Origin of the sequence: Kitasatospora sp. NPDC094019, from assembly GCF_044764505.1 — a bacterium.
Taxonomy (GTDB): domain Bacteria; phylum Actinomycetota; class Actinomycetes; order Streptomycetales; family Streptomycetaceae; genus Kitasatospora.
Map to the genome: position 1 here is coordinate 532955 of NZ_JBIWIF010000002.1, position 20182 is coordinate 553136.

General features: G+C 75.0%; 22 protein-coding genes. 14 read left to right on the forward strand and 8 right to left on the reverse strand.

Annotated features, from left to right (window positions below; translation table 11 throughout):
• Nucleotides 1–7 precede the first annotated feature (7 nt).
• Entirely contained in the window at nucleotides 8–922 is a 915-nt protein-coding gene (locus ACIQ9P_RS07375; protein WP_402351135.1) for a LysR substrate-binding domain-containing protein, read from the reverse strand.
• Nucleotides 923–1036: 114 nt separating this feature from the next.
• Here ACIQ9P_RS07375 and ACIQ9P_RS07380 point away from each other — a divergent pair, with 114 nt between their 5' ends.
• From ACIQ9P_RS07380 to ACIQ9P_RS07425, 10 genes are all read left to right on the forward strand, one after another.
• Nucleotides 1037–1963: a pseudouridine-5'-phosphate glycosidase gene (locus ACIQ9P_RS07380; RefSeq protein WP_402351138.1), complete on the forward strand. Its 927-nt coding sequence runs from the start codon at nucleotides 1037–1039 to the stop codon at nucleotides 1961–1963.
• Nucleotides 1964–1966: 3 nt separating this feature from the next.
• A complete protein-coding gene (locus ACIQ9P_RS07385) occupies nucleotides 1967–2887 on the forward strand; it encodes a carbohydrate kinase family protein (RefSeq protein WP_402351140.1) in 921 nt (306 codons plus the stop codon).
• 173 nt (nucleotides 2888–3060) lie between these two features.
• Nucleotides 3061–3603, forward strand: coding sequence for a DinB family protein (locus ACIQ9P_RS07390; RefSeq protein WP_402351143.1), 543 nt, complete (start codon nucleotides 3061–3063; stop codon nucleotides 3601–3603).
• 180 nt (nucleotides 3604–3783) lie between these two features.
• Nucleotides 3784–4017: a hypothetical protein gene (locus ACIQ9P_RS07395; RefSeq protein WP_402351146.1), complete on the forward strand. Its 234-nt coding sequence runs from the start codon at nucleotides 3784–3786 to the stop codon at nucleotides 4015–4017.
• 133 nt (nucleotides 4018–4150) lie between these two features.
• The gene (locus ACIQ9P_RS07400; protein ID WP_402351149.1) at nucleotides 4151–4435 is read left to right on the forward strand and encodes a hypothetical protein; all 285 of its coding nucleotides are present in this window, start codon (nucleotides 4151–4153) and stop codon (nucleotides 4433–4435) included.
• 466 nt (nucleotides 4436–4901) lie between these two features.
• Nucleotides 4902–5333, forward strand: coding sequence for a peptidoglycan-binding protein (locus ACIQ9P_RS07405; RefSeq protein WP_402351492.1), 432 nt, complete (start codon nucleotides 4902–4904; stop codon nucleotides 5331–5333).
• 282 nt (nucleotides 5334–5615) lie between these two features.
• Nucleotides 5616–6491, forward strand: a complete 876-nt coding sequence (locus ACIQ9P_RS07410) for a putative protein N(5)-glutamine methyltransferase (RefSeq protein WP_402351495.1) — start codon at nucleotides 5616–5618, stop codon at nucleotides 6489–6491.
• A gap of 121 nt (nucleotides 6492–6612) precedes the next feature.
• Nucleotides 6613–7491: an NmrA family transcriptional regulator gene (locus ACIQ9P_RS07415; protein WP_402351152.1), complete on the forward strand. Its 879-nt coding sequence runs from the start codon at nucleotides 6613–6615 to the stop codon at nucleotides 7489–7491.
• A 156-nt stretch (nucleotides 7492–7647) separates the two neighbouring features.
• Nucleotides 7648–8211, forward strand: a complete 564-nt coding sequence (locus ACIQ9P_RS07420) for a DUF1772 domain-containing protein (protein WP_402351155.1) — start codon at nucleotides 7648–7650, stop codon at nucleotides 8209–8211.
• A 155-nt stretch (nucleotides 8212–8366) separates the two neighbouring features.
• Entirely contained in the window at nucleotides 8367–9482 is a 1116-nt protein-coding gene (locus ACIQ9P_RS07425; RefSeq protein ID WP_402351158.1) for an AraC family transcriptional regulator, read from the forward strand.
• 79 nt (nucleotides 9483–9561) lie between these two features.
• On the opposite strand, the gene ACIQ9P_RS07430 is transcribed toward ACIQ9P_RS07425, so the two are convergent.
• The 3 genes from ACIQ9P_RS07430 to ACIQ9P_RS07440 form a co-directional block, all read right to left on the reverse strand.
• Nucleotides 9562–10095, reverse strand: coding sequence for a DUF1772 domain-containing protein (locus ACIQ9P_RS07430; protein ID WP_402351161.1), 534 nt, complete (start codon nucleotides 10093–10095; stop codon nucleotides 9562–9564).
• Nucleotides 10096–10235: 140 nt separating this feature from the next.
• Nucleotides 10236–10976 carry a histone deacetylase gene (locus tag ACIQ9P_RS07435; protein ID WP_402351164.1) on the reverse strand — a complete coding sequence of 247 codons (741 nt, stop codon included), beginning with the start codon at nucleotides 10974–10976 and terminating at the stop codon, nucleotides 10236–10238.
• Nucleotides 10977–11093: 117 nt separating this feature from the next.
• On the reverse strand, nucleotides 11094–12710 hold the full coding sequence (locus tag ACIQ9P_RS07440) for an MFS transporter (RefSeq protein ID WP_402351167.1): 1617 nt from the start codon (nucleotides 12708–12710) through the stop codon (nucleotides 11094–11096).
• A 94-nt stretch (nucleotides 12711–12804) separates the two neighbouring features.
• Between ACIQ9P_RS07440 and ACIQ9P_RS07445 the strand changes: the two genes are divergently transcribed.
• Complete coding sequence (locus ACIQ9P_RS07445) at nucleotides 12805–13479, forward strand: TetR/AcrR family transcriptional regulator (protein WP_402351168.1); 675 nt, start codon at nucleotides 12805–12807, stop codon at nucleotides 13477–13479.
• A 98-nt stretch (nucleotides 13480–13577) separates the two neighbouring features.
• Here the strand turns inward: ACIQ9P_RS07445 and ACIQ9P_RS07450 are convergent, their stop codons facing one another.
• The 3 genes from ACIQ9P_RS07450 to ACIQ9P_RS07460 form a co-directional block, all read right to left on the reverse strand.
• The gene (locus ACIQ9P_RS07450; protein WP_402351171.1) at nucleotides 13578–14186 is read right to left on the reverse strand and encodes a TetR/AcrR family transcriptional regulator; all 609 of its coding nucleotides are present in this window, start codon (nucleotides 14184–14186) and stop codon (nucleotides 13578–13580) included.
• 135 nt (nucleotides 14187–14321) lie between these two features.
• A complete protein-coding gene (locus tag ACIQ9P_RS07455; RefSeq protein ID WP_402351174.1) occupies nucleotides 14322–15305 on the reverse strand; it encodes an NUDIX hydrolase in 984 nt (327 codons plus the stop codon).
• A gap of 323 nt (nucleotides 15306–15628) precedes the next feature.
• Nucleotides 15629–16027 (reverse strand): SH3 domain-containing protein, encoded by a 399-nt coding sequence (locus ACIQ9P_RS07460; protein ID WP_402351177.1) that lies wholly within the window; start codon nucleotides 16025–16027, stop codon nucleotides 15629–15631.
• Nucleotides 16028–16288: 261 nt separating this feature from the next.
• Here ACIQ9P_RS07460 and ACIQ9P_RS07465 point away from each other — a divergent pair, with 261 nt between their 5' ends.
• Complete coding sequence (locus ACIQ9P_RS07465; RefSeq protein WP_402351180.1) at nucleotides 16289–18265, forward strand: protein kinase; 1977 nt, start codon at nucleotides 16289–16291, stop codon at nucleotides 18263–18265.
• Nucleotides 18266–18472: 207 nt separating this feature from the next.
• A complete protein-coding gene (locus tag ACIQ9P_RS07470) occupies nucleotides 18473–18964 on the forward strand; it encodes a histidine kinase (protein ID WP_402351183.1) in 492 nt (163 codons plus the stop codon).
• Nucleotides 18965–18999: 35 nt separating this feature from the next.
• Here the strand turns inward: ACIQ9P_RS07470 and ACIQ9P_RS07475 are convergent, their stop codons facing one another.
• Entirely contained in the window at nucleotides 19000–19446 is a 447-nt protein-coding gene (locus ACIQ9P_RS07475) for an anthrone oxygenase family protein (RefSeq protein ID WP_402351186.1), read from the reverse strand.
• A gap of 91 nt (nucleotides 19447–19537) precedes the next feature.
• Between ACIQ9P_RS07475 and ACIQ9P_RS07480 the strand changes: the two genes are divergently transcribed.
• A complete protein-coding gene (locus ACIQ9P_RS07480) occupies nucleotides 19538–20116 on the forward strand; it encodes a TetR/AcrR family transcriptional regulator (RefSeq protein WP_402351189.1) in 579 nt (192 codons plus the stop codon).
• Nucleotides 20117–20182: the final 66 nt, after the last annotated feature.

A 20182-nucleotide genomic window follows, 5' to 3' on the forward strand; every position in this document is an offset into this window, starting at 1 on the left:
GGTGCGCTCAGCAGGTCTCCAGGGCGGCCGCCTCCTCCCGGACCAGCTCGCGCAGCGCCGCGAGTCCGGGGCGGCGGTCGTCCAGCCGCCACTGGAGTTCCAGCGGGAGCGTGGCCCGGCCGGCCAGCCGTACCGTGACCACGTCCTCGGTGAGGTGGCCGGTCATCGAGGCGGGGACGAGGGAGAAGGCCCGGCTCTGCGACAGCAGGTAGAGCCGGGAGCCGACGATCCGGGCCGGGCCGACCAGGACCGGCGGCTCCACCCCGCGCTCGGCGCACAGCGCCAGCACGTGGTCGTAGTAGCGCGGGCTCTGCTCGCGCGGCCACAGCAGCAGCGGCAGGTCGCCGAGCTCCTCCAGCCGGACGGTGTCCCGCCCGGCGAGCGGATGGTCCCGGCTGAGGGCGACGTGCACCGGCTCGTCGGCGATCCGCTCCCGCCGGTAGCCGGGCACCTCGTCGAGGAAGCGGCCGAGGCCGAGGTCGGCGAGTTCGCCCGCCAGGGTCGTCGACACCCGGCCGGTGTCCACCGAGATCTCGGCCAGGACGAGCGCGGGCAGTTCGCGCTCGGCCCGGCTGACGACGGCCGGCAGCAGCCGGTTGACCACGGTGGGGGAGGCGACGATCCGCGCCGTGCCGAGCCTGGTCTCCTCGTGCAGCCGGACCCGGGCGAGCAGGGTGCCGGCCTGGTCGAGCAGCCGGGCGGACTCGGCGGCCATCACCTCCCCGGCGGAGGTGAGCCGCACCGACCGGCGGCTGCGGTCGAAGAGCTCCACCCCGACGGTCCGCTCCAGCCGGGCGACCTCCTGGCTGACCGTCGGCTGGGAGATGTGCAGCCGCTCGGCGGCCCGGCCGAAGTGCAGGGTGTCGGCCACCGTGAGGAAGACCTCCAGCTGGCGCAGGGTGAGACTCGTGACCCGACTCATAGTCACGAGTCTATGAGAAGGGCCGGTATTCATTCTGGTTCCCGATGTGATCGCTCCCTAGGCTGGGCCCACCGCTGCCACACCGTGGTGGCAGCCTCACAGGGAGCACACGCCATGACCGGACTGCCCATCCGCATCTCCCAGGAAGTCGCCGAGGCCGTCGCCGCCGGCGTCCCCGTCGTCGCCCTGGAGTCGACGATCTTCACCCACGGGCTGCCCCGGCCGCGCAACCTGGAGGTCGCGCTGGAGGCGGAGGAGCGGCTGCGCGCCGCGGGTGTCGTCCCGGCCACCATCGGTGTCCACGCGGGCGTCCCGACGGTCGGCCTGTCCACGGCGCAGATCGAGGAGCTGTCGGCGGCCGAGGGCCTGGACAAGGCGAGCCTGCGCGACCTCCCGGTGGTGGCGGCGCTCGGCCGGCACGGCGGCACCACCGTCGCCGCGACCGCCTTCCTGGCCCACCGGGCCGGTGTCCGGGTCTTCTCCACCGGCGGTCTCGGCGGTGTCCACTTCGGCGCCTCCGAGAGCTTCGACGAGTCCGCCGACCTGACCACCCTGGCCGCCACCCCGGTCACCGTGATCAGCGCGGGCGTGAAGTCGATCCTCGACATCCGGGCCACCCTGGAGCGCTTCGAGACCCTCAACATCCCGGTCATCGGCTACCGCACCCGCCACTACCCCGGCTTCTACGTCACCGACTCCGGCCACGAGATCGCCTACCGGGTCGACACCGCGGAGGAGGCCGCGAGCGTGATCGAGGCCCGTGACGGCCTCGGCCTGCCGCAGGCCGTCCTGATCGCCAACCCGGTCGACCCGGACAAGCAGCTCCCGCCGCGGGAACTCGACGCCCTGCTGACCCGCGCCTGGGCCGAGGCCGACGCCCGGGGCATCAAGGGCAACGTCTCCACGCCGTTCCTGCTCGACTACATCCAGCGCGACACCCAGGGCCGCAGCCTGGAGGTGAACATCGAGGTCTACCGGGGCAACGTCCGGCTGGGCGGCGAGATCGCCACCGCGCTGGCCGCCGTCCGGAACGAGGTCTGACCGGTGCTGGGAGTGCTCGGCGACCTCGTGGAGGACGTCGTCGTCTGGGTGGTCGGACCGCTGCGGCACGGCACCGACTCCACCGCCCGGGTCTTCCGGCAACGCGGCGGCAGCGCCGCCAACGTCGCGGCCTTCGCCGCCGGCCAGTGCCCGGTCCGGTTCCTGGGCTGCGTGGGCGACGACCCGGCCGGCGGCGGCCTGGCCGCCGAACTGGCCGGCCACGGCGTGGACGTCCGGGTCACGCACCGGGGCCGCACCGGCAGCATCGTGGTGCTGATCGACGACCGGGGCGAGCGCACCATGCTGCCCGACCGGGGCGCGGCCACCCTGCTGGAGACGGTTCCGGACAGTTGGCTGGACGGTCTGACCCATCTGCACGTGCCCGCCTACTCCTTCGACGGCGAACCGGTCGGCACGACGGCCGTCGACGCGCTGCGCCGGGTCCGCTCGGCCGGCGGGACCACCTCGCTGGACGCCTCCTCCACCGGGATGCTGGAGGGCTTCGGCCGCGGGCGCTTCCTCGCCCTCGCCGAGGAACTGGCGCCGACCCTGCTGTTCGCCAACCGCTCCGAGTCCGTCTACCTGGGACTGCTCGCCGACGGGCGGCCCGGTCCGGAGCGGGCCCGGCTCGGAGCCACCACGGTGGTCACCAAGTCGGGGGCGGAGGCGACCACGATCGATGTGCCGGGCCGGGCGCCGTTCACCGTGCCCGTGCCGCCGGTGGGCGAGGTCCGCGACCTCACCGGTGCGGGCGACGCCTTCGCGGCCGGCTTCCTGGCGGCCTTCCTGGACGCGCGGCTGACGGGGGCGGGGTCGGCCGGAGCCGGGCCGGGGGTGCCGGTCCTCCGCGAGGCCGCCGCGCGCGGGCACCGCTGCGCGGCGCGGGTGCTGGCCTCGCCGGGCGCCTCCTGCGCGGAGGACTGAGCGGCGGTGCTGCCCGCCCGGTCCGATCCCGAACTCGGGGTGGGACCGGGCGGATCCCGTGCTCCGAGAGCGCGAGGCCGTCCAGGACAGGATCTGACCTATACGGCTCCTATCGTGGAACACGTCGGACGGAACGACCCGACGGACAACGGCAACCACGAAGGCGGAGCACCATGAACGGCACCACGACCACCACCACCGTCGCGGCCACCGGCGAGCGCGCCGACCTGCTGGACCAGATCGGCAAGCAGCGCCACTTCCTGCGGTTCACCACCCGGGACCTGACCGACGAGCAGGCCGCGCGCCGCACCACCGCGGGCGAGCTGTGTCTGGGGGGCCTGATCAAGCACGTGACGAGCTGTGAGCGGACCTGGGTCGACTTCATCCTCGAAGGCCCCTCCGCGATGCCCGACTTCGCGGACATGACCCAGGAGGACCTGGAGCGGCGCACGGACGAGTTCAAGCTGCTGCCCGGCGAGACCCTCGCGGGTGTGCTGGCCGACTACGCCGAGACGGCGCGCCGTACGGACGAGCTGATCGCCGCCCTGCCCGACCTCGACGTCTCGCACCCGCTGCCGGAGGCCCCGTGGTTCGAGGCCGGCCTGAGCTGGTCCGCCCGCCGGGTCCTGCTCCATGTGATCGCCGAGACCGCGCAGCACGCGGGCCACGCCGACATCCTGCGCGAGTCGCTGGACGGCGCCAAGTCCATGGGCTGAGGCCGTACCGCTTCCTGGACGGCGAAGAGGGCGCCCGCGGGTCGGCGGGTGTCCTTCCGGCCGGGTTCTGACGGAGGGTCTTGTCCGGGACACGCTCACCAACGGCGCAGGGTCCGACACCCGGGGCGACGGGTCCGGTAGTCAATGGCTCGTCCCATCGCCACCCGAAAGGGGTTCGTCATGACCTTCGCCAAGTCCGCCGCCCGCGCCGTCGGCTCCGTCCTGCTGTTCGCCGCCCCGCTGCTCGCGCTGCCGCTGGCCGCCGCGCAGCCGGCCGCGGCCGAGGGCCCGCACAACGCGAAGGAGGCCGCCGTCTGCCGTCAGATGCTCGGCAGCTTCCTCGGTTTCGCGGGTTCGACCGCGAGTGCGGTCTGCGCCGTCCAGCCGGAGGACGGTGCGTCCACGACGCGCTGAGGCGGAGGCCGTTGCGGAAGGCGTCGACGGATGGACCGGGTGCGGCCGGGGTTCAAGATCGTGTCATGATGTTACTGACGGGTTATCGCATGATGTCCCGTCAGTGAACCTCGCACGACCGTAAGGAATCGCCATGCGTCGACGCTTTCCCGCCCTCGTCCTGACCGCCGTCCTGGCCGGCGGTGGCCTGGCCACCGTGGCCCAGGTCGCCACCGCCCAGCCCGCGGCCGCCGGTTCGATCAAGGTGAACATCAACCAGCTGCGCCAGCAGGTCTCGGACCTGCGCCAGAAGGCCGCCACCCTGGACCACTACGGCATGTACGCCGAGGCCGCCAAGGCCCGGGCCGAGGCCAATGCCATCCAGCGCCGGATCGACCAGCTGGAGAAGGCCGAGCGCGAGTCGGGCCGCCGCTTCTGACGGTCGCCCACCGACGACCGCACACCGACGGTGCCGTCCGTCCCGCCCGCACGGGCCGGGACGGGCGGCACCGTCGCATGGCGGCCGGCCATGTCGTCCGTTTCTCGTCGGCGACACCGGTGACAGCGGCGTCCGACGCGGGGGTCGTCCTCGGGTCGGCGCATCACACGGGGCGCGCGCCCTGTTCGCGCGCCGGTGATGCTCCGGGTGCGAACCGGCCATCTCCGGGTGGGGGCCGGGATCCTTCGGGGGTCCGGCCTCCGGGGGTGCGCGGGGGCCGGTGGCGGCCGCCGGGTCCGCGTGTCGCCGGTCGCGGGGTGGCCGGATAGTCGCTCGACCGCGTGGGGTGGCGATGGTTAGTGTCGGATCGACACTTTCGGTGACCAATCGGTCACGTACGGCTTCCGCGTTCGTGTGCGTCCGGGCGTCGGCCGTCCCTGCGCTCGAAAGGGAGCACCCCATGTCCATGCGATCCATCACGACGACGCGGCCGCTCGTCGCCCTCGGTGTGGCACTCGGCATCGCCGTCGGCGGCGTGGCCACCACCGCCGCGGCCGCCACCGGCTCGGTCGCGGCCGCCCCCTCCGTGCGCGCCGTCCAGAACTTCGGGCTGAGCTCCGCGCAGGCCCAGAACGTGCAGAACTGGCTGAAGCAGAACTGGGGTTACAACGGCGCCATCGACGGGCAGCTCGGCACCGAGAGCTGGAAGGCGTTCCAGCGCGCCCTCAAGGACTTCTGGGGCTACCCCGGAGCCATCGACGGCATCCCCGGCACCGAGACGGTCAAGGCGCTGCAGCGGCTGCTGAAGGACGGGGGCTGGGGCTACGGCGGTGCGATCGACGGCATCGCCGGTGCCGGTACCCGGGCGGCGTTCAGGAGCTTCGCCGACGGCATCTGACCGCCGGGCCCCGAGCCGCCGGTCCGCCGAGCCCCGGATCCCCGGGCCTCCGGGTCCGGGCGTCCGGTCCGCCGCCACCCGTCGGCGGACCGGACGCCCGGCCCACGCCGGTTGCGGTAGGGTGACGGACGCCGCAGAGGAAACGCGAAGAACGGGGAGGTGAGAACCCATGACCGCTGTACCGGATCGGGTGCTCCCCGGCCGCGACCACGGAACCCCCACGCAGGTGCACGCCCGGCCCTGAGCCGGCCGTACCGCGTGGAGCGTCCGCCGTCCGGCGAGATGTGCGCGGAGAGCCCCGGGTCGGACGATGTCCTCCCACCTGTGCTCCGAGGGGTTCCCTTGCCTGTCCACCCGTCCACCTCCCTCCGCTCGTCCGTCGTCGCCAGGCTGCGCGCCGCCGGCTGCGTCTTCGCCGAGGACGAGGCGCGCGTTCTGCTCTCCGCCGCCGACACCCCCGCCCGGCTGGCCGCCATGGTCCGCGACCGCGCCGCCGGTCGCCCGCTCGAACACGTCGTCGGCTGGGCCGAGTTCGCCGGTCTGCGGATCGCCGTCGACCCCGGGGTGTTCGTTCCCCGTCGGCGCAGCGAGTTCCTGGTCCGCACCGCCGTCGCCCTCACGGGAGAGAACGCGCGGGTCGTCGACCTGTGCTGCGGAAGCGGGGCCCTCGGCGCCGCGCTCGCCGCCGACGTCGGGCACCCCGTCCGGCTGTGCGCCGCCGATCTCGACCCGGCCGCCGTCCGCTGCGCGCGCCGCAACCTGGCCGGGTCCGCCGCCTCCGGCGCCGAGGTGTTCGAGGGCGACCTCTTCGCCGCCCTGCCGACCGGACTGCGCGGCCGGGTGGACGTGCTGCTCGCCAACGTCCCGTACGTGCCCACTGCCGACATCGAGTTCCTCCCGGCGGAGGCCCGGGTGCACGAGGCCCGGCCGGCCCTGGACGGCGGCGCCGACGGTCTCGACGTGCTGCGCCGGGTCGCCGCCGAGGCCCCGCACTGGCTGGCCCCGGGCGGCGCGCTGCTGTTCGAGACCAGCGACCAGCAGGCCGGGGCGGCCCTCGGGGTGGTGACGGCGGCCGGGCTCACCGCCGTGCTCGGCCACGACGAGGACCTCGACGCCACCGTGGTGACGGCCGTCCGGCCGCCGCTCGGGAGGCCGTAGCCGCGCGGCGGCCGGGGTGGCCGCCGCGGGCGCGCGCCGCCGCCGGGCCGTAGACGCGTGCACATGCGGCTGAGCGCGAGGACCATGTCGGCGCGGTGGCGCGCGGAGTTGACTGATGCCCATGAACGAGAACACGAACAGCAGCCAGCAGCCCGCCGCCACCACCGCCTCCGCCCCCCTCGCCGCCACGGCCGCCCGGACCGTCCTGGTCACCGGTGGCACCGGCAAGACCGGCCGACGGGTCGCCGAGCGTCTCACCGCGCTCGGCCACACCGCCCGGATCGGCTCCCGCACCGCCCCGGTCCCGTTCGACTGGGAGGACGACACCACCTGGGACGCGGCCCTGGACGGCGTCGACGCCGCCTATCTCGCCTACTACCCCGACCTCGCCTTCCCCGGCGCCGTTGAGACCGTCGACGCCTTCGCCCACCGGGCGGCCAAGGCGGGCGTCGGCCACCTGGTCCTGCTCTCGGGGCGCGGTGAGGAGGCCGCGCAGGCCGCCGAGGAGGCGGTCGCCGGAGCCGGCACCGGCTGGACGGTGGTCCGCTGCGCCTGGTTCGACCAGAACTTCTCCGAGAGCTTCTTCCTGGAGCCGGTGCTCGGCGGCGAACTGGCGCTGCCGACCGGGGCCGCCGTCGAGCCGTTCGTCGACGTCGACGACATCGCGGACGTCGCCGTGGCGGCGCTCACCGGGGACGGCCACGACGGCGAGGTCTACGAGCTGACCGGACCGCGGCTGCTGTCCTTCGCGGACGTCGCCGCCGAGCTGTCGGCGGCGACCGGGCGCGAGATCCGGTTCGCGGCGGTCTCGCTGGAGGAGTACCGCGCGGTGCTGGCCACCATCGGCCTGCCCGGGGAGTTCGCCGACCTGTTCTCGATGGTCCTGGACGGCCGCAACGCCCATCTCGCGGACGGCGTTCAGCGCGCGCTCGGCCGCCCGCCGCGCGACTTCGCGGACTACGCCCGAGCGGCCGCGGCCTCCGGCGTCTGGAACGTCTGACCTGTACGCCCCCGGCCTCGGCGGCTCCCCACCTCTGCGGCTCCCCGCCTCCTCTCCTCCCGGCCACCGGTCCGGGGATCCGCCCGCCGCGCCGCGATCCCCGGACCGCCCCTCGCCCGTTCGCCCCGCTCACCCCGACGTCCACCGGAGCCCGCCATGTCCGCCGCCGCCCTCGGCACCGCCCCCGTCCGCGACCTCGCCGCCGCGACCACCACCGCCTCCCGCGCCGTCGGCCCGGTGCTGGCCACCGCCACCGCCGCGACCGGTCTGATGGCCGGCCTCTTCTTCGCCTTCGACGTCGCCGTCATGCCCGGCCTCGCCGCCGGCGACGACCGCACCTTCGTGACCGCGATGCAGCACATCAACGCCTCCATCCTCAACCCGGTCTTCGGGGCGGTCTTCGTCGGTGCCCTCGCCCTGCCGGCCGTCGGCACCTGGCTGCTGCACCGCTCGGGGCAGCGAGCCGCCACCCTCTGGACGGCGGTGGCGACCCTGCTGTACCTCGCCGCCCTCGTCCTCACCTCCGCCGTCAACGTGCCGCTCAACGACCGGCTCGCCGCGGCCGGGGACCCCGCCGCCGTCACCGACCTCGCCGCCGTGCGCGCCGCCTTCGAACCGACCTGGACCACGGCCAACATCGCCCGCACGGTGCTCTGCACGGCCGCCGCCGTCGCCCTCACCCGCGCGCTGCTGCTGCACCGCCGGCCCGGGGCCCGTTGACCGGGAGCCCGTCGGCCACCGGCCGGTGGGAGGCCCGCCGGTCGCCGGCCGACCACCGGCGTACCGTCCCCGGACCGCTGAGCACCCGTCACCCGGGCCCGGACCGGCCGACGTGGCCGACGCCCGCGTCCGTGCCACGTCTAGGCTTTCCCCTCATGGACACCCTGACCGGGCTGCTCGACGGCCCCAAGGCCCGCGGCGCGTTCCTGCTGCGCTCCGTCCTCAGCACGCCCTGGGCCCTGCGGATCGAGGACCGCGCGCCGCTGTCGCTGATCACCATGCTGGACGGCGAGGCGTGGATCGTGCCCGACGGGGCGGCGGAGCCGGTCCTGGTGCGGCCGGGGGACCTCGCCCTGCTGCGCGGGCCGGACGCCTACACGGTCGCCGACCACCCGCGGACCGAGCCGGACATCCTGATCGGTCCCGGGCAGATCTGCTCCCGGGACGGCGCGAGCGTCGCCACCTCGATGGCCCTGGGCGTGCGGACCTGGGGCGAGACCCGGTCGGGCGACGACCGCCCGTCGGTCATGCTGTCCGGCACCTATCTGGCCGAGCACGAGATCGGCCGTCGGCTGCTGGGCCACCTGCCGACACTGCTGGTGCGGCCCGCCGGGGTGGACACCACCGAGGACACCCTGGTCCGGCTGCTCGCCACCGAAGTGACCCGCGCCGAACCGGGCCAGGAAGTGGTGCTGGACCGGCTGCTGGACCTGCTGGTGGTCGGAGTGCTGCGGAGCTGGCTCGCCGCCCCGGACGGGACGGCGCCCGGTTGGCTGCGGGCCCAGGCGGACGAGGTGGTGGGTCCGGCGCTGCGGCTGCTGCACGACGATCCGGCCCGGCCGTGGACGGTGGCGGCGCTCGCCAGCGAGGTCGGGGTCTCCCGGGCGGGGCTGGCCCGGCGGTTCACCGCGCTGGTGGGCGAGCCGCCGATGGCGTACCTGGCGAACTGGCGGCTGGCGGTGGCGGCGGACCTGCTGCGCGACCCGGGGCTGACCGTCGCGGCGGTGGCCCGCCGGGTCGGGTACGGGGACGCGTTCGCGCTGAGCACCGCGTTCAAGCGGGTGCGCGGACTGACCCCGCAGGAGCACCGCCGGCTGGCGGCCTCCGCAGCGGCGGGCGACGGCGCGGACGGCGTACCGGACGTGGCGGGTGAAGCGGGTGAAGCGGGTGAAGCGGCGGACGGTGCGACGGGCGCCGTCCCGGCCGGGCCGTCGGGGCCGTCGCCGTCGGCAGGCGTCGTGCCGACCACCGTGGTGCTGGCGGCCGGCTGAACCAGCGGCGGCCGCCGCGGTCGGTCCGGGTCGGTCCGGCCCGGGCAGCCGTACCACGACCGGTGGTCCGCGCCGGATCTCAGCTCGGCCGGAGGTGGCAGTGCAGCACCAGCGCCCAGCAGAGGAAGCCGAGGGCCGCCGTGGACAGCAGCGCCCGCGCCGCGTTCCAGCGCACCCACCTGGCGCGGGACGGTCCGGCCATCGGCATCGGCTGGCCGGTCCGGCCCAGCTCCGCCGTCCGGCTCAACTCCCGGGCCCGGCCGAGTTCTCCGGCCTGTTGCGCCAGCGCCTGGTTCAGCGGGAGGTTGACCATCCTGGTCACCACCAGGGAGGCGGTGTAGCAGACCAGCGCGCCGACCGCCGCCGGCAGCACCCGTCGGCCGTCGCTCGGCAGGTGGAGCACGACGGCCACGCCGGTGGACACCAGCGCCCCGACGAAGCCCACCAGGAACCAGCCGTTGAGGACCGCCACGTTGAGGCGCTGCATCACCTGGGCGACCATGAAGTCCCCGGTGCTGCCGAGGCCCGGCGTCACCGAGCAGGCGTAGGTGTAGAACAGTCCGGCGGTCAGTCCGGTGGTGACCGTCGCCGCCACCAGTGCGAAGACCCGCATCGCCTCCATGTCGTCCCTGCCCCCGTTCTTTCGCCCGGTACCGCCCGGTCGGAGCGGCCTGCGTGCCGATCATCCGTCATCGAACTGCCGTTTGCCCACCGAATTGGCGGATACACACCCGATGATGACGGATGGTCATGTCAACGGAGGCCGGAACCCGTCGCGGAGTCCGGCACTCCGGTGTCCGGGGCGAGTGCGCGGGACACGGACTCGACGGTCCAGTGCCCGGCGGCGCCGGGTCGGGTGGCCAGGTAGACGGCGGTCCGGCGGACGGACCAGCCGTGCGCGTCGGCCAGTCCGGCGGCGACGGTGCGCAGGTAGCGGGCGCGCGGGGCGTTCAGTTCGGCCTCGGCGAGCGCCCACGGGGCGGTGAAGGTGAGGACCGGCAGGTCGTCCAGGGTGCCGAGGCACAGCAGGGTCCGGTAGCGGCCCGGTCCCTGCGGGTCGCGGCCGGTCCGCAGCACGGTCCCCAGGTCGAGATCGGTGCCCGGCCCGCCGCCCATTTCCTGGGCGGCGATGTCGCTGAACTGCCCGGCCGTGAGCAGATGGGCGCGGGCGGGCGCGGTGCCGGGGCCGTGCGGGTCGTAGAAAGCCATGCCGCCGCCCCAGACCCGCGACTCCAGGGCGAAGTAGAGACTTCCGGGCAGTCGAACGGGCACCGACCGCCCCGGCGGCCGGCCGTCCCGGCAGCCGGGGTACTCCCGGGCACCGTCGGCCGGCCGCCCGCCGATCAGGTAGCAGGCGAGCCGCTCGGTGTGCATGTTCGACCCGTAGGCGGCGTACCAGACCGGATCGTCCCGGCCCGGCTCGGCCACGGGGGTCGCCGGGTCGACGGGCCATCGGATCGGGAGGATCGGTCGGATCGGCAGGGTGCTCTCCACGGCCGGTGACGCTACCCGCCCTCGGGCCCGTTACTCATGGAGCACACTTTCGAGTGGAACGGGCATGGTGGCCCGCGGTCGGGGGGTAGGTCACCGGCATGACGACCTGCGGAGTTCTCACCGGTCCTGGCGTGCGGATGCCCTGTCCCGACCGGATGGTCCCTGCTGCCCGAATGCCTGGCCCGGCGCCCTGTTCGGTGCCTTTCCCGGCCCCGGGACCGGCCCGGCCGGTGTCTTCCGGCGGAGCCGGGCGATCGCCGCCGCGGCGCCCAACAGGGCTGCCAGGGCGCAGAGTTGCGTGCCCTGGTCGAGCGCGGTGGTGAAGGCTTCGTTCGCGGCGGTGACCAGCCGGTCCGCCGCTCCCGGGGGCAGCGCCGCGGCGACCAGGTGGGCGGAGGGCAGGTCCGCGCCGGCCGGGGCGGGCACGTCCGGCAGGGCGGTGGCCAGCTGCGACCGGTAGCGGCTGGAGACGACGGTGCCCACCACCGCGATGCCCAGGGCGCCGCCGAGTTCGCGGACCACGCTGTTCACGGAGCTCGCCATGGGCGCCTTCCCGCGTGGCACGGCGGCCACGGTCACCGTACTGGCCGGTGCCATGACGAGGCCCATGCCCGCGCCCACCACCCCCATGGCGAGGGCGAGCACGGCGTACGGGGTGGTGACGGTGATCAGGGAGAGCGCGCCCAGTCCGGCGGCCATCACGGCGAGTCCGGCCGCGACGGTGGTCCAGGGGCCGAAGCGGCCGGTGGCGCGGTCGCTGGTGCCGGCCGTGGCCGCCATCGAGAGCGCGAACGGCAGTGCGCCGAGTCCGGCTTCGAGCGGGCTGAAGCCATGGACGAGTTGGAGGTACTGGGTGTAGCCGAAGAGCATGCCGAACAGCGCGAAGAAGGTGATACCGAGGATGCCGCCGGCGAGGCTGAACGTCCGGTCGGCGAACAGGCGGACGTCGACCATCGGGTGGGCGGTGCGCAGCTCCCAGAGGGTGAAGGCGGTCAGCAGCACGGCCGCGGCGGCGGCCTCGGTCAGGGCGGTGGCTGTCAGCCAGCCGCGTTCCGGGCCCTGGACGACGGTGTCCACCAGCGCGGCCAGCCCGGCGGCCGAGAGCAGCAGGCCGGGGAGGTCGAGCCGGCCGGCCCGGCGGCCCGGCAGGGGCGGTACGAGCAGCAGGGCGGCGGTGAGGGCGAGGGCGACCAGCGGCACGTTGATCCAGAAGGTGCTGCCCCAGGCGAAGTGGTCGAGCAGCAGTCCGCCGGTGACCGGGCCGACCACGATGCCGATTCCGGCGGTCGCGGACCAGACGGCGATGGCCCGGCCGCGCTCCCGGGGGCCGAACAGCGCCACGATGATCGAGAGCGTGGCCGGCATGACGAACGCGGCGCCCAGGCCCATCAGCGCGCGGAACGCCACGAGTTGACCGGTCGAGTCGGACAGGGCGGCCGCCGAGGAGGCCAGGGCCAGCACCGCCAGGCCGCCGGTCAGGGTGCGGCGGTGCCCCCACCGGGAGCCAAGGCTTCCGGCCGTGATCAGCATCGCGGCGAACACCAGGGTGTAGGCGTTGTTGATCCACTGCAGGTCGGCGGTGGAGGCGGGCAGCGCCTCGGCGAGCGCGGGCAGGGCCGTGTTGAGCACGGTGTTGTCGATGGTGGTGACGACCAGGGCCAGACAGAGCGCCGCCAGGGCGGGCCTACGGCGCGGGTGGCCCGACTCGGGGTCGGGCAGGTCCTCGGTGCGCATGATCTCCCCATGTCCTCATGCTCGTAAGCTTACGACTGTTAGCTTGATGGTCGGGACGCTACAGCGATCGCCTAACACCTGTAAAGTCACGGTCATGACGAAGGCCCCCGCAGCGACCGACCACCCCGCCGACGACCACGCCGAGCAGGGCGAGGACGCCTCACCCCGACCCCGGAACCGGCGCGGGCAGGGCCTGCTCCTGCGCGAGGAGATCGTCCGCGCGGCCACCGCGCTGATCGTGCGCACCGGCTCCGACCAGGCCGTCACGCTGCGCTCCGTCGCCCGTGAGGTCGGCATCGCCGCGCCCTCGATCTACGCGCACTTCCCCGACCGGGACGCGATCGTCGAAGCGGTCGTCCTTGAGGCGATCGCACAGCTCCACCAGGCGATCGCCGCCGCTGTGGCGGGGTACGAGGATCCGGTGGAGTCGCTGCTCGCGGGCTGCGCCGCCTATGTGGACTTCGGCGTCCGCGAACCCGCGCGCTACCGCGTCCTCTTCGGCCGGGCCCACCCGGAGCGGGAAGCCCCGGCCGCCGGGGTGCCCGGCCGCCGGCAGGGCCTGGACGCCTTCCAGACCCTCGTCGACAATCTCCGGGCCTGCGTGAGCGCCGGTCGCTCGTCCAGTACCGATCCCTTCGCCGACGCCGTGGCCATCTGGACGGCCCTGCACGGCCAGGTCACCCTCCGCGCCGACCTGCCCGACTTCCCCTGGCCGCCCACCGACACCGTCGAGCGGATGACCCGCAACCTCGGCCGCATCGACTCCTGAGGCGCCCCGCCGCGCGGCCGCGGCCCGCCCGGGACCGCCGAGAAGGGCGTCGCCGTCGATCCGGGGCGGGCCGACGGGACGCGACCGGGCGCCGCTGGTTACGCCGCGTCGGGAGCGCCGGGGCCGGACGGGCTCGCGGTGTCGCCGAAGAGGGTGTCGAGATGGGCCGCGAGCGCGGCGCGCAGGGCCTCGGGGGTCGTCCCCCGATCGTCGACCAGGTGGGCGACGAGGTCCGCGCGGATCGTGGCCAGCAGGGCGTGGGCCGTGAAGTCCGGGTGCTGGACGCCGGGTACCTCGTCCAGTGCGGAGCGCAGGACGGTGTGCCACCAGGTGTAGTGCTCGGCCCGGTAGGGGCTGCTGATCCCGGCGTCCTCCGCCGCCGACATCAGGTGCCGGTTCTCGATCTTGAAGAGCAGCGACCGGTCGAGGAGGTCCCGCACCCGCTGCCGCGGTGAGGAACCGGCGTCCTGGGCCTCCCGGGCGGCCAGCCGGAGGGGTTCGAGGCGGGCGGCGATCACGGCGCCGATCAGTCCGGAGCGGTCGCCGAAGCGCCGGAAGAGGGTGCCCTTGCCCACGCCCGCCGCCGCCGCGATCTCGTCCATCGACACCGTGTGAGGGGTGCTGCTGGCGGCGAAGAGGGCGTCGGCGGCGGCCAGGACGGCTTCCCGGTTGCGCTGGGCGTCCGCGCGTTCGGTCCGCTGGGTCACGGGTGTCCTCCCTGGTCGTCGACGCCGGGCGGGGCGGGGCTGAGGGTGCCTCTCCCGACCGGTCGACGATACGTGTTGCCGGGCGACGGGCCTCGCCCGGGCCCGGGGACGGTGTTCGGGGCGGGACGACGAACCTCAGGCGGCGGGCCCGGTGCCGGCGAAGGTGCGGCCGGAGGCGCGGGCGGCCAGGGCCTGCCGGGCCCGGTCCGCGCGGTCGGCGCCGGCCGCGGCGTCCAGTTCCCCGCCGTCGGGGTGGAACCACGCCCAGTCGGTGACCTCCCCGTCGGGGCAGCCGAGCCGGACGGCCTCGGGGTCGGCCGTGCCGAAGTCGTGGAAGAACTGGACGATCGGGTGGTCCGCCCCCGGCTCGGGGTGCCGCCAGAACACCGCCAGCAGCGGCCCGGCCACCCGGTCGAGCCCGGTCTCCTCCCGCAGCTCGCGGGCCGCCCCGGTCGGCGAGTCCTCATGGGTGTCGAGCACGCCGCCGGGGAAGTTCCAGGCCCAGCCCCGGGGCCGCCGGTCCGGCTCCCGGACCCGGGGCTTGACCATCAGCAGCCGCCCGTCGGGGGCCGTCACCACGGCGGCCGTGCACAGCCACGAGCGCGGGGTGGTGGCCAGCCACTGGGGGCGCGACAGATGCGGTCGCGCGGGGCCGTGGGCGCGCAGGAACCGCACCGTCTCCGGGGTGACGCCGGGAAGGTTGTCCGTGAAGAACCAGGCGTGCGTGCTGTGTCGGGGGAGCGTGAGCCGGTCCAGCGCTCCGGGTGTCCGCGCCGACAGCTCGAACACGTGCCGCAGCGCCGGTTCCGTGACGTCCTCGAACACCCCGATCGGTCGCTCGGCCACCCCGGCCACCCCACAGCTCTCGGCCAGCGCGCGGACGGCTCCCCGCGCCGGGTCCTCGCCCGGCTGCACGGCGGCGGACGGCAGCTCCCAGCGGCCGTCCGGGCGGCGCAGCAGCAGGACCCGGCCGAGCGGGTCGGTCACCAGGGCCCCGGCGACGGGCACCGCGCGGACGGGTACGTCGGGGGAACGCACCTCGGGGACGGTCGCACCGGCTGCGGACGGGCCCGCGCCGGGTGCCCCGGTCGGCGGCAGGGGGAGGGACGAACGGTGCACCTGGAGGTCTCCTTGGGCGAGGGGGAACAGCGGGGCCTGGACGGAAGGGCCGGACCGGGCGTCAGGGGGCGCCCTCCGGCCGCCGTCCGGCCGGTCCCCGCGGGCCGCTCCCGCCCACGTCCACCCGGGTCGCCTCCGTCCGTCCACGGCGCCCGGCCGGCCGCGCCGGGTGTTCCCGGCGGCCCCTACCCGCCCGGGTCCGGTGCGGAACGCCCGCCGCCGGACGCCGTCCCCGGATCCACGGACTCGCCGCCCGGCACGCTCCGTGCGCTCCGTTCGCCCGTTCCCACCGCTCACCTCCGACCGCTCACCGTTCCCGCCGCTCACTCTTCCCCGCCCGGCGGGGGAGTCCGGCACACCGCGGCGGGGTGCCCCGGCGGGGCCGGGTGGCCCAGCAGCGACCAGAGCACCCACCCCGTCTGCCCGGTGCGCGCCACCACGACCCGGCTCCAGCGCGTCCCGAGCGGGGAGATCCGGGTATCGACGATCTCCACCCGTTCCCCGCAGTGCGCGAGGCCCAGCACCGCCCCGTCGACCGAGGGCTCGCGCCGCACATTGGCGGCGTTCACCGTGACCACCCAGCCGCGCGGAGCGTTCTGCGGGGGCGGTCCGGCGTGCCGCTCCGGCGGCGGAGGCAGGTCGGTCCCGGCGGCCATCGCCGGGAGGACGAGGATCAGAAGGGAGAGCGCGGTCCAGCTGACCCTTCCGAGGTGTGCAGGCATACCGGGCACAACGAGCCGATCCGGCGGTGGCCGACCGCGCAGGCCCACGGCCACCCGGAAGGAGGCCGCAGCTCGCTCGGGAGGGTGCAATCACCCTCCGGCCCGTGCCCTCCGGAACCCCGCCCCGTCCACCGGTCCCGCCGTTCGTACCTGCGCGGTTCCGGCGCGGGGCCGGACCGGACAAGGACCGGGCGTCCACGCACCGTTGGGCCGCGCCGGCCGGTCGGCCCGCTCCGCGCGCGGGCCCCTACGATGGCGGCCATGAACACTGGGGGGCCGGAGACACGGCTCATCGACAACCGCTTCGAACTGCTGGAACGCCTCGGTGGCGGCGGCATGGGCCTGGTCTGGCGAGCCCGTGACACCATGCTGCACCGCGAGGTCGCACTCAAGGAGGTCCGCCCACCGGACCCGGCGATGGCCGCGGCCAACCCCGAGGCCGCCCACGAGCTGCGCGAGCGGGTCCTGCGCGAGGCCCGCTCGCTCGCCCGCCTCCAGCACCCGAACGTCGCGGTGATCCACCACATCGTCGACACCCCCGACCACCCCCACCCGTGGCTGGTCATGGAGCTGGTGAGCGGTGGCAGCCTCGCCGACCGGATCGCCCGCGGCCCGCTCACCGTCCCGGAGGCCGCCCGGATCGGCCGAGGGGTGCTCTCCGCGCTGCGCGCCGCCCACGCGGCCGGCATCCAGCACCGCGACGTCAAGCCCGGCAACGTTCTGCTGCGCGCCGACGGCACGCCCGTCCTCACGGACTTCGGCATCGCCGCGATGCAGGACGCCAACACCGCGCTCACCGCCACCGGTGCGCTGATCGGCTCGCCCGAGTACATCGCCCCGGAGCGGATACGCGGCGAGGAGGGCAACCCGTCCTCCGACCTGTGGTCGCTCGGCATGCTGCTGTACGTCGCCGTCGAGGGCCACCACCCGCTGCGTCGCGGCACCATGCTGGCCACCCTCGCGGCCGTCCTGGACGAGCCGCTGCCGCCGCCGACCCGCTCGGGTCCGCTGGGACCGGTGCTGGCCGCCGTGCTGGCCCGCAACCCCGCGGCGCGGCCGGACGCAGTACAGCTCGACCAGGCGCTCGCCGCCGCCGAGGCGAGCGCCGGCCCCGGCCCGGCGGTGCCGCCGCCGTCCTGGCAGCCGACCTTCCTGGACACCCCGCGCCCGCCGACCGGTCCGGAGCCCACTGCCGGCTTCGGTACGCCGAACCCCGTTCCCGGCACGCCGAACCCTGCTTCCGGCACGCCGAACCCTGCCTTCGGTGCCCCGCAGCCCGGCTACGGCGCTCCGCACGCCGGTTACGCCACGCCGAACCCCGCCTTCGGCACGCCGAACCCCGCCTTCGGCACGCCGAACCCCGCCTTCGGCACCCCGAACCCCGCCTTCGGCACCCCGCCGCCCGGCCACGGGGCTCCGCACACCGGCTACGAGGACGAACCCGCCACCGACGGAGGGCACTTCGGCGGCACCGCTACCGGGACCCAGTACCTGGGCGCCACCGGCCCCAGCACGCTCCCGCCGCCCGCGCGCCGCGGCCGCACCGGCGCCACCGTCACCCTCGCCGTCGCCGGCGTGGCCCTGGTGGGCGTGCTCGGCTGGACCCTGCTGCCGGACCGGACCGGTTCGGGCGGCAGTGGCACCACCGGCACGGGCTCCGCCCCCAAGGTGACGAACTCGCCCGCCGACCCGGCCGGCCCCCCGGCCTCGCCCGGAACCGCCGCGCCCGCCGACCCGGACACGACCGCCTCCGCCGCCCCCACGGCGAAGCCCTCGCCCAGCGCGCCGAAGACCACCGCCCCGGCCAAGGACCTGCTCACCCCGGACGGCGTGCGCACCGTCGTCGCCGCGATCACCGCCCAGAGCGGCAGCACCAAGGTCAAGCAGCTCGCCGTGTACCAGACGTACGCGGCCGCCCAGGTCCCCACGGCCGACGGTCGGGGCTACGACTGGTACGACTACCGCGACGGCAATGTCGCCAAACGGGTCGGCGGGTCGATGGGTACGAACAAGACGGTCGACCTCGCGCAGTACGACTGGGACGTCGTCCCGGCCCTGCTGAAGAAGGCCAACGAGACCCTCAACGTGCCGAACCCGACCAACCGTTACCTGCTGATCGACATGTCGTCCGACGGCTTTGCGGCCATCCGCGTCTACCTGTCCGACGAGTACCACAACAGCGGCTACCTGCTGGCGGACACCAAGGGGACCGTGCGCCGCACCTACGCCGCCGACTGACCCTGTCGCCGACGGCCCGCTTCCGGTCGGTCCCGCCGCAGAGTCCGGCCCGCCCCCCGGCGGCCCGGTAGGCCCACGGACGGTGGCGGGCCGCCCCGCCCCGGACGATGCTGGACTCGTCCCGGGGCGTCCCGGCGGGCTCCTCCGGCAGGGGCCTCCGGCCGCTCCGGTGCCAGCCCCACCCCCGAGCGAGGAGCCGTCGCGACCATGAGCGAGAACCACCACGTCCTGCTGCTCGACTTCACCGACGGCGCCGACTGCCGCGCCGCCTTCGACGAGGCCGAGCACCTGCCCGGACTTCGGCAGTCCGCGATCGTCGAGCGTGCGGCGGACGGCACCCTGGACTTCCCGGCCAGCCAGGTCCGCGGCGCGGGTGTGACGACGGTCGGCGCCGGGGTGGCCGGCGGCATCGCCGGGCTGCTCGGCGGCCCGATCGGCGTCCTGCTGGGCTTCGTGGCCGGGACCGCGCTCGGCAACGCCGCCGAGACCTGGCGCGACCACGAGGGCGGCGCCGGCCTGATCGTCCTCGGCGAGGAGGTGGAGGACGGTCATTCGATGCTGGTGCTGGACATGGTCGAGTCCTCCCCGGAACTCGCCGACGAGCTGGCCGCCCGACACGGCACGACCCTCCGCCGCCTCCCCGCCGACCAGCTGGCCGCCCGGGTGAAGGCGGCCCGCCGCGCGGCCGAGGAGGCGTAGGAGGGTCGGTCGGTCGCTGCCTGCCGCCCGCGGGTTCAGGCGAGGGCACTGGCCAGCAGGGCGAAGGCGGCGACGATGACGGCGACGCGGAGGTAGTGCCAGCGGTCCCAGCGGTTCTGCTGCTCCTTCCAGTCCGCGGGCCGGTTCTCGGGCGTCCACGTCTTGCTGCGGTTGTTGATCGGGACGAGCAGCAGGATCGACATCAGCACGCTCAGGACCAGCAGGCCGGCGGCGACGACGACCAGACCGGCGCCGGGGTGGTGCCGCCCGGCGATCGCCCAGGCCGCGCTCAGCGCGACCGAGCCGATGTACCAGACCGGCATCAGGGCGCCGAGCATCCGACCCCCGTGGGCGCGGCCGAGCTGGCCGGCGTCCTCGGGCAGTGCGCCGAGGATCGGGTTGACGACGAAGGCGACGCAGAACTCCACGCCCACCATCACGCCGACGACCACGGTGGTGAAGACCTCAAGTGCGTTGAGCATGATGACCCCTCCTGGGATCTAGCGCTGCTAGGTGGTGAGGCAACGCTAGACCTTCTGCCGCTCGGTTGTCTAGCAGTGCTAGAATTCGGCTATGTCGCTACAGGAACGCAAGCAGCGCGAACGGGCGGACCGCGAGCGCCTCATCGTGGCCACGGCCCGCGAACTCGCCGAGCAACAGGGCTGGGACGCGGTCACCACCCGACGGCTCGCCGAGCGCATCGAGTACAGCCAGCCCGTCCTCTACAGCCATTTCCGCGGCAAGCGTGAGATCATCGGCGCCGTCGCCCTGGAGGGCGCCACCGACATGGCCGCGGCACTGCGGGCCGCCACCGCCGCCGCGGACGGGCCCCGCGCCCGGGTCGCGGCCCTGGCCCACGCCTACCTCGGGTACGCGGAGAGCAACCCGGCCGTCTACGACGCCATGTTCCGACTCGACGGCGGCCTCGCGTTCGCCCGGGAGGACACCCCCGAGCCGCTGAAGGACGCCTTCGCCGCCCTGCTGGAGAGCCTCGGCGAGGTCGCCGGGGACGGGGTCGACCCGGCGTTGTTCACCGAGACGTTCTGGGCCGCCCTGCACGGGCTGGCCACGCTGACCCGCGCGGGACGGCTGCCGCCGGAGCACACCGGCTCCAGGGTGGAGCTGCTGGTGGACCGGCTCGCCGTGCTCTGAGCGCCGCCTCCGTCCCTCGCAGGTCCCGCAGTCCTCCGCCCTCGGCGGCGTCATCGAGCGCGAACC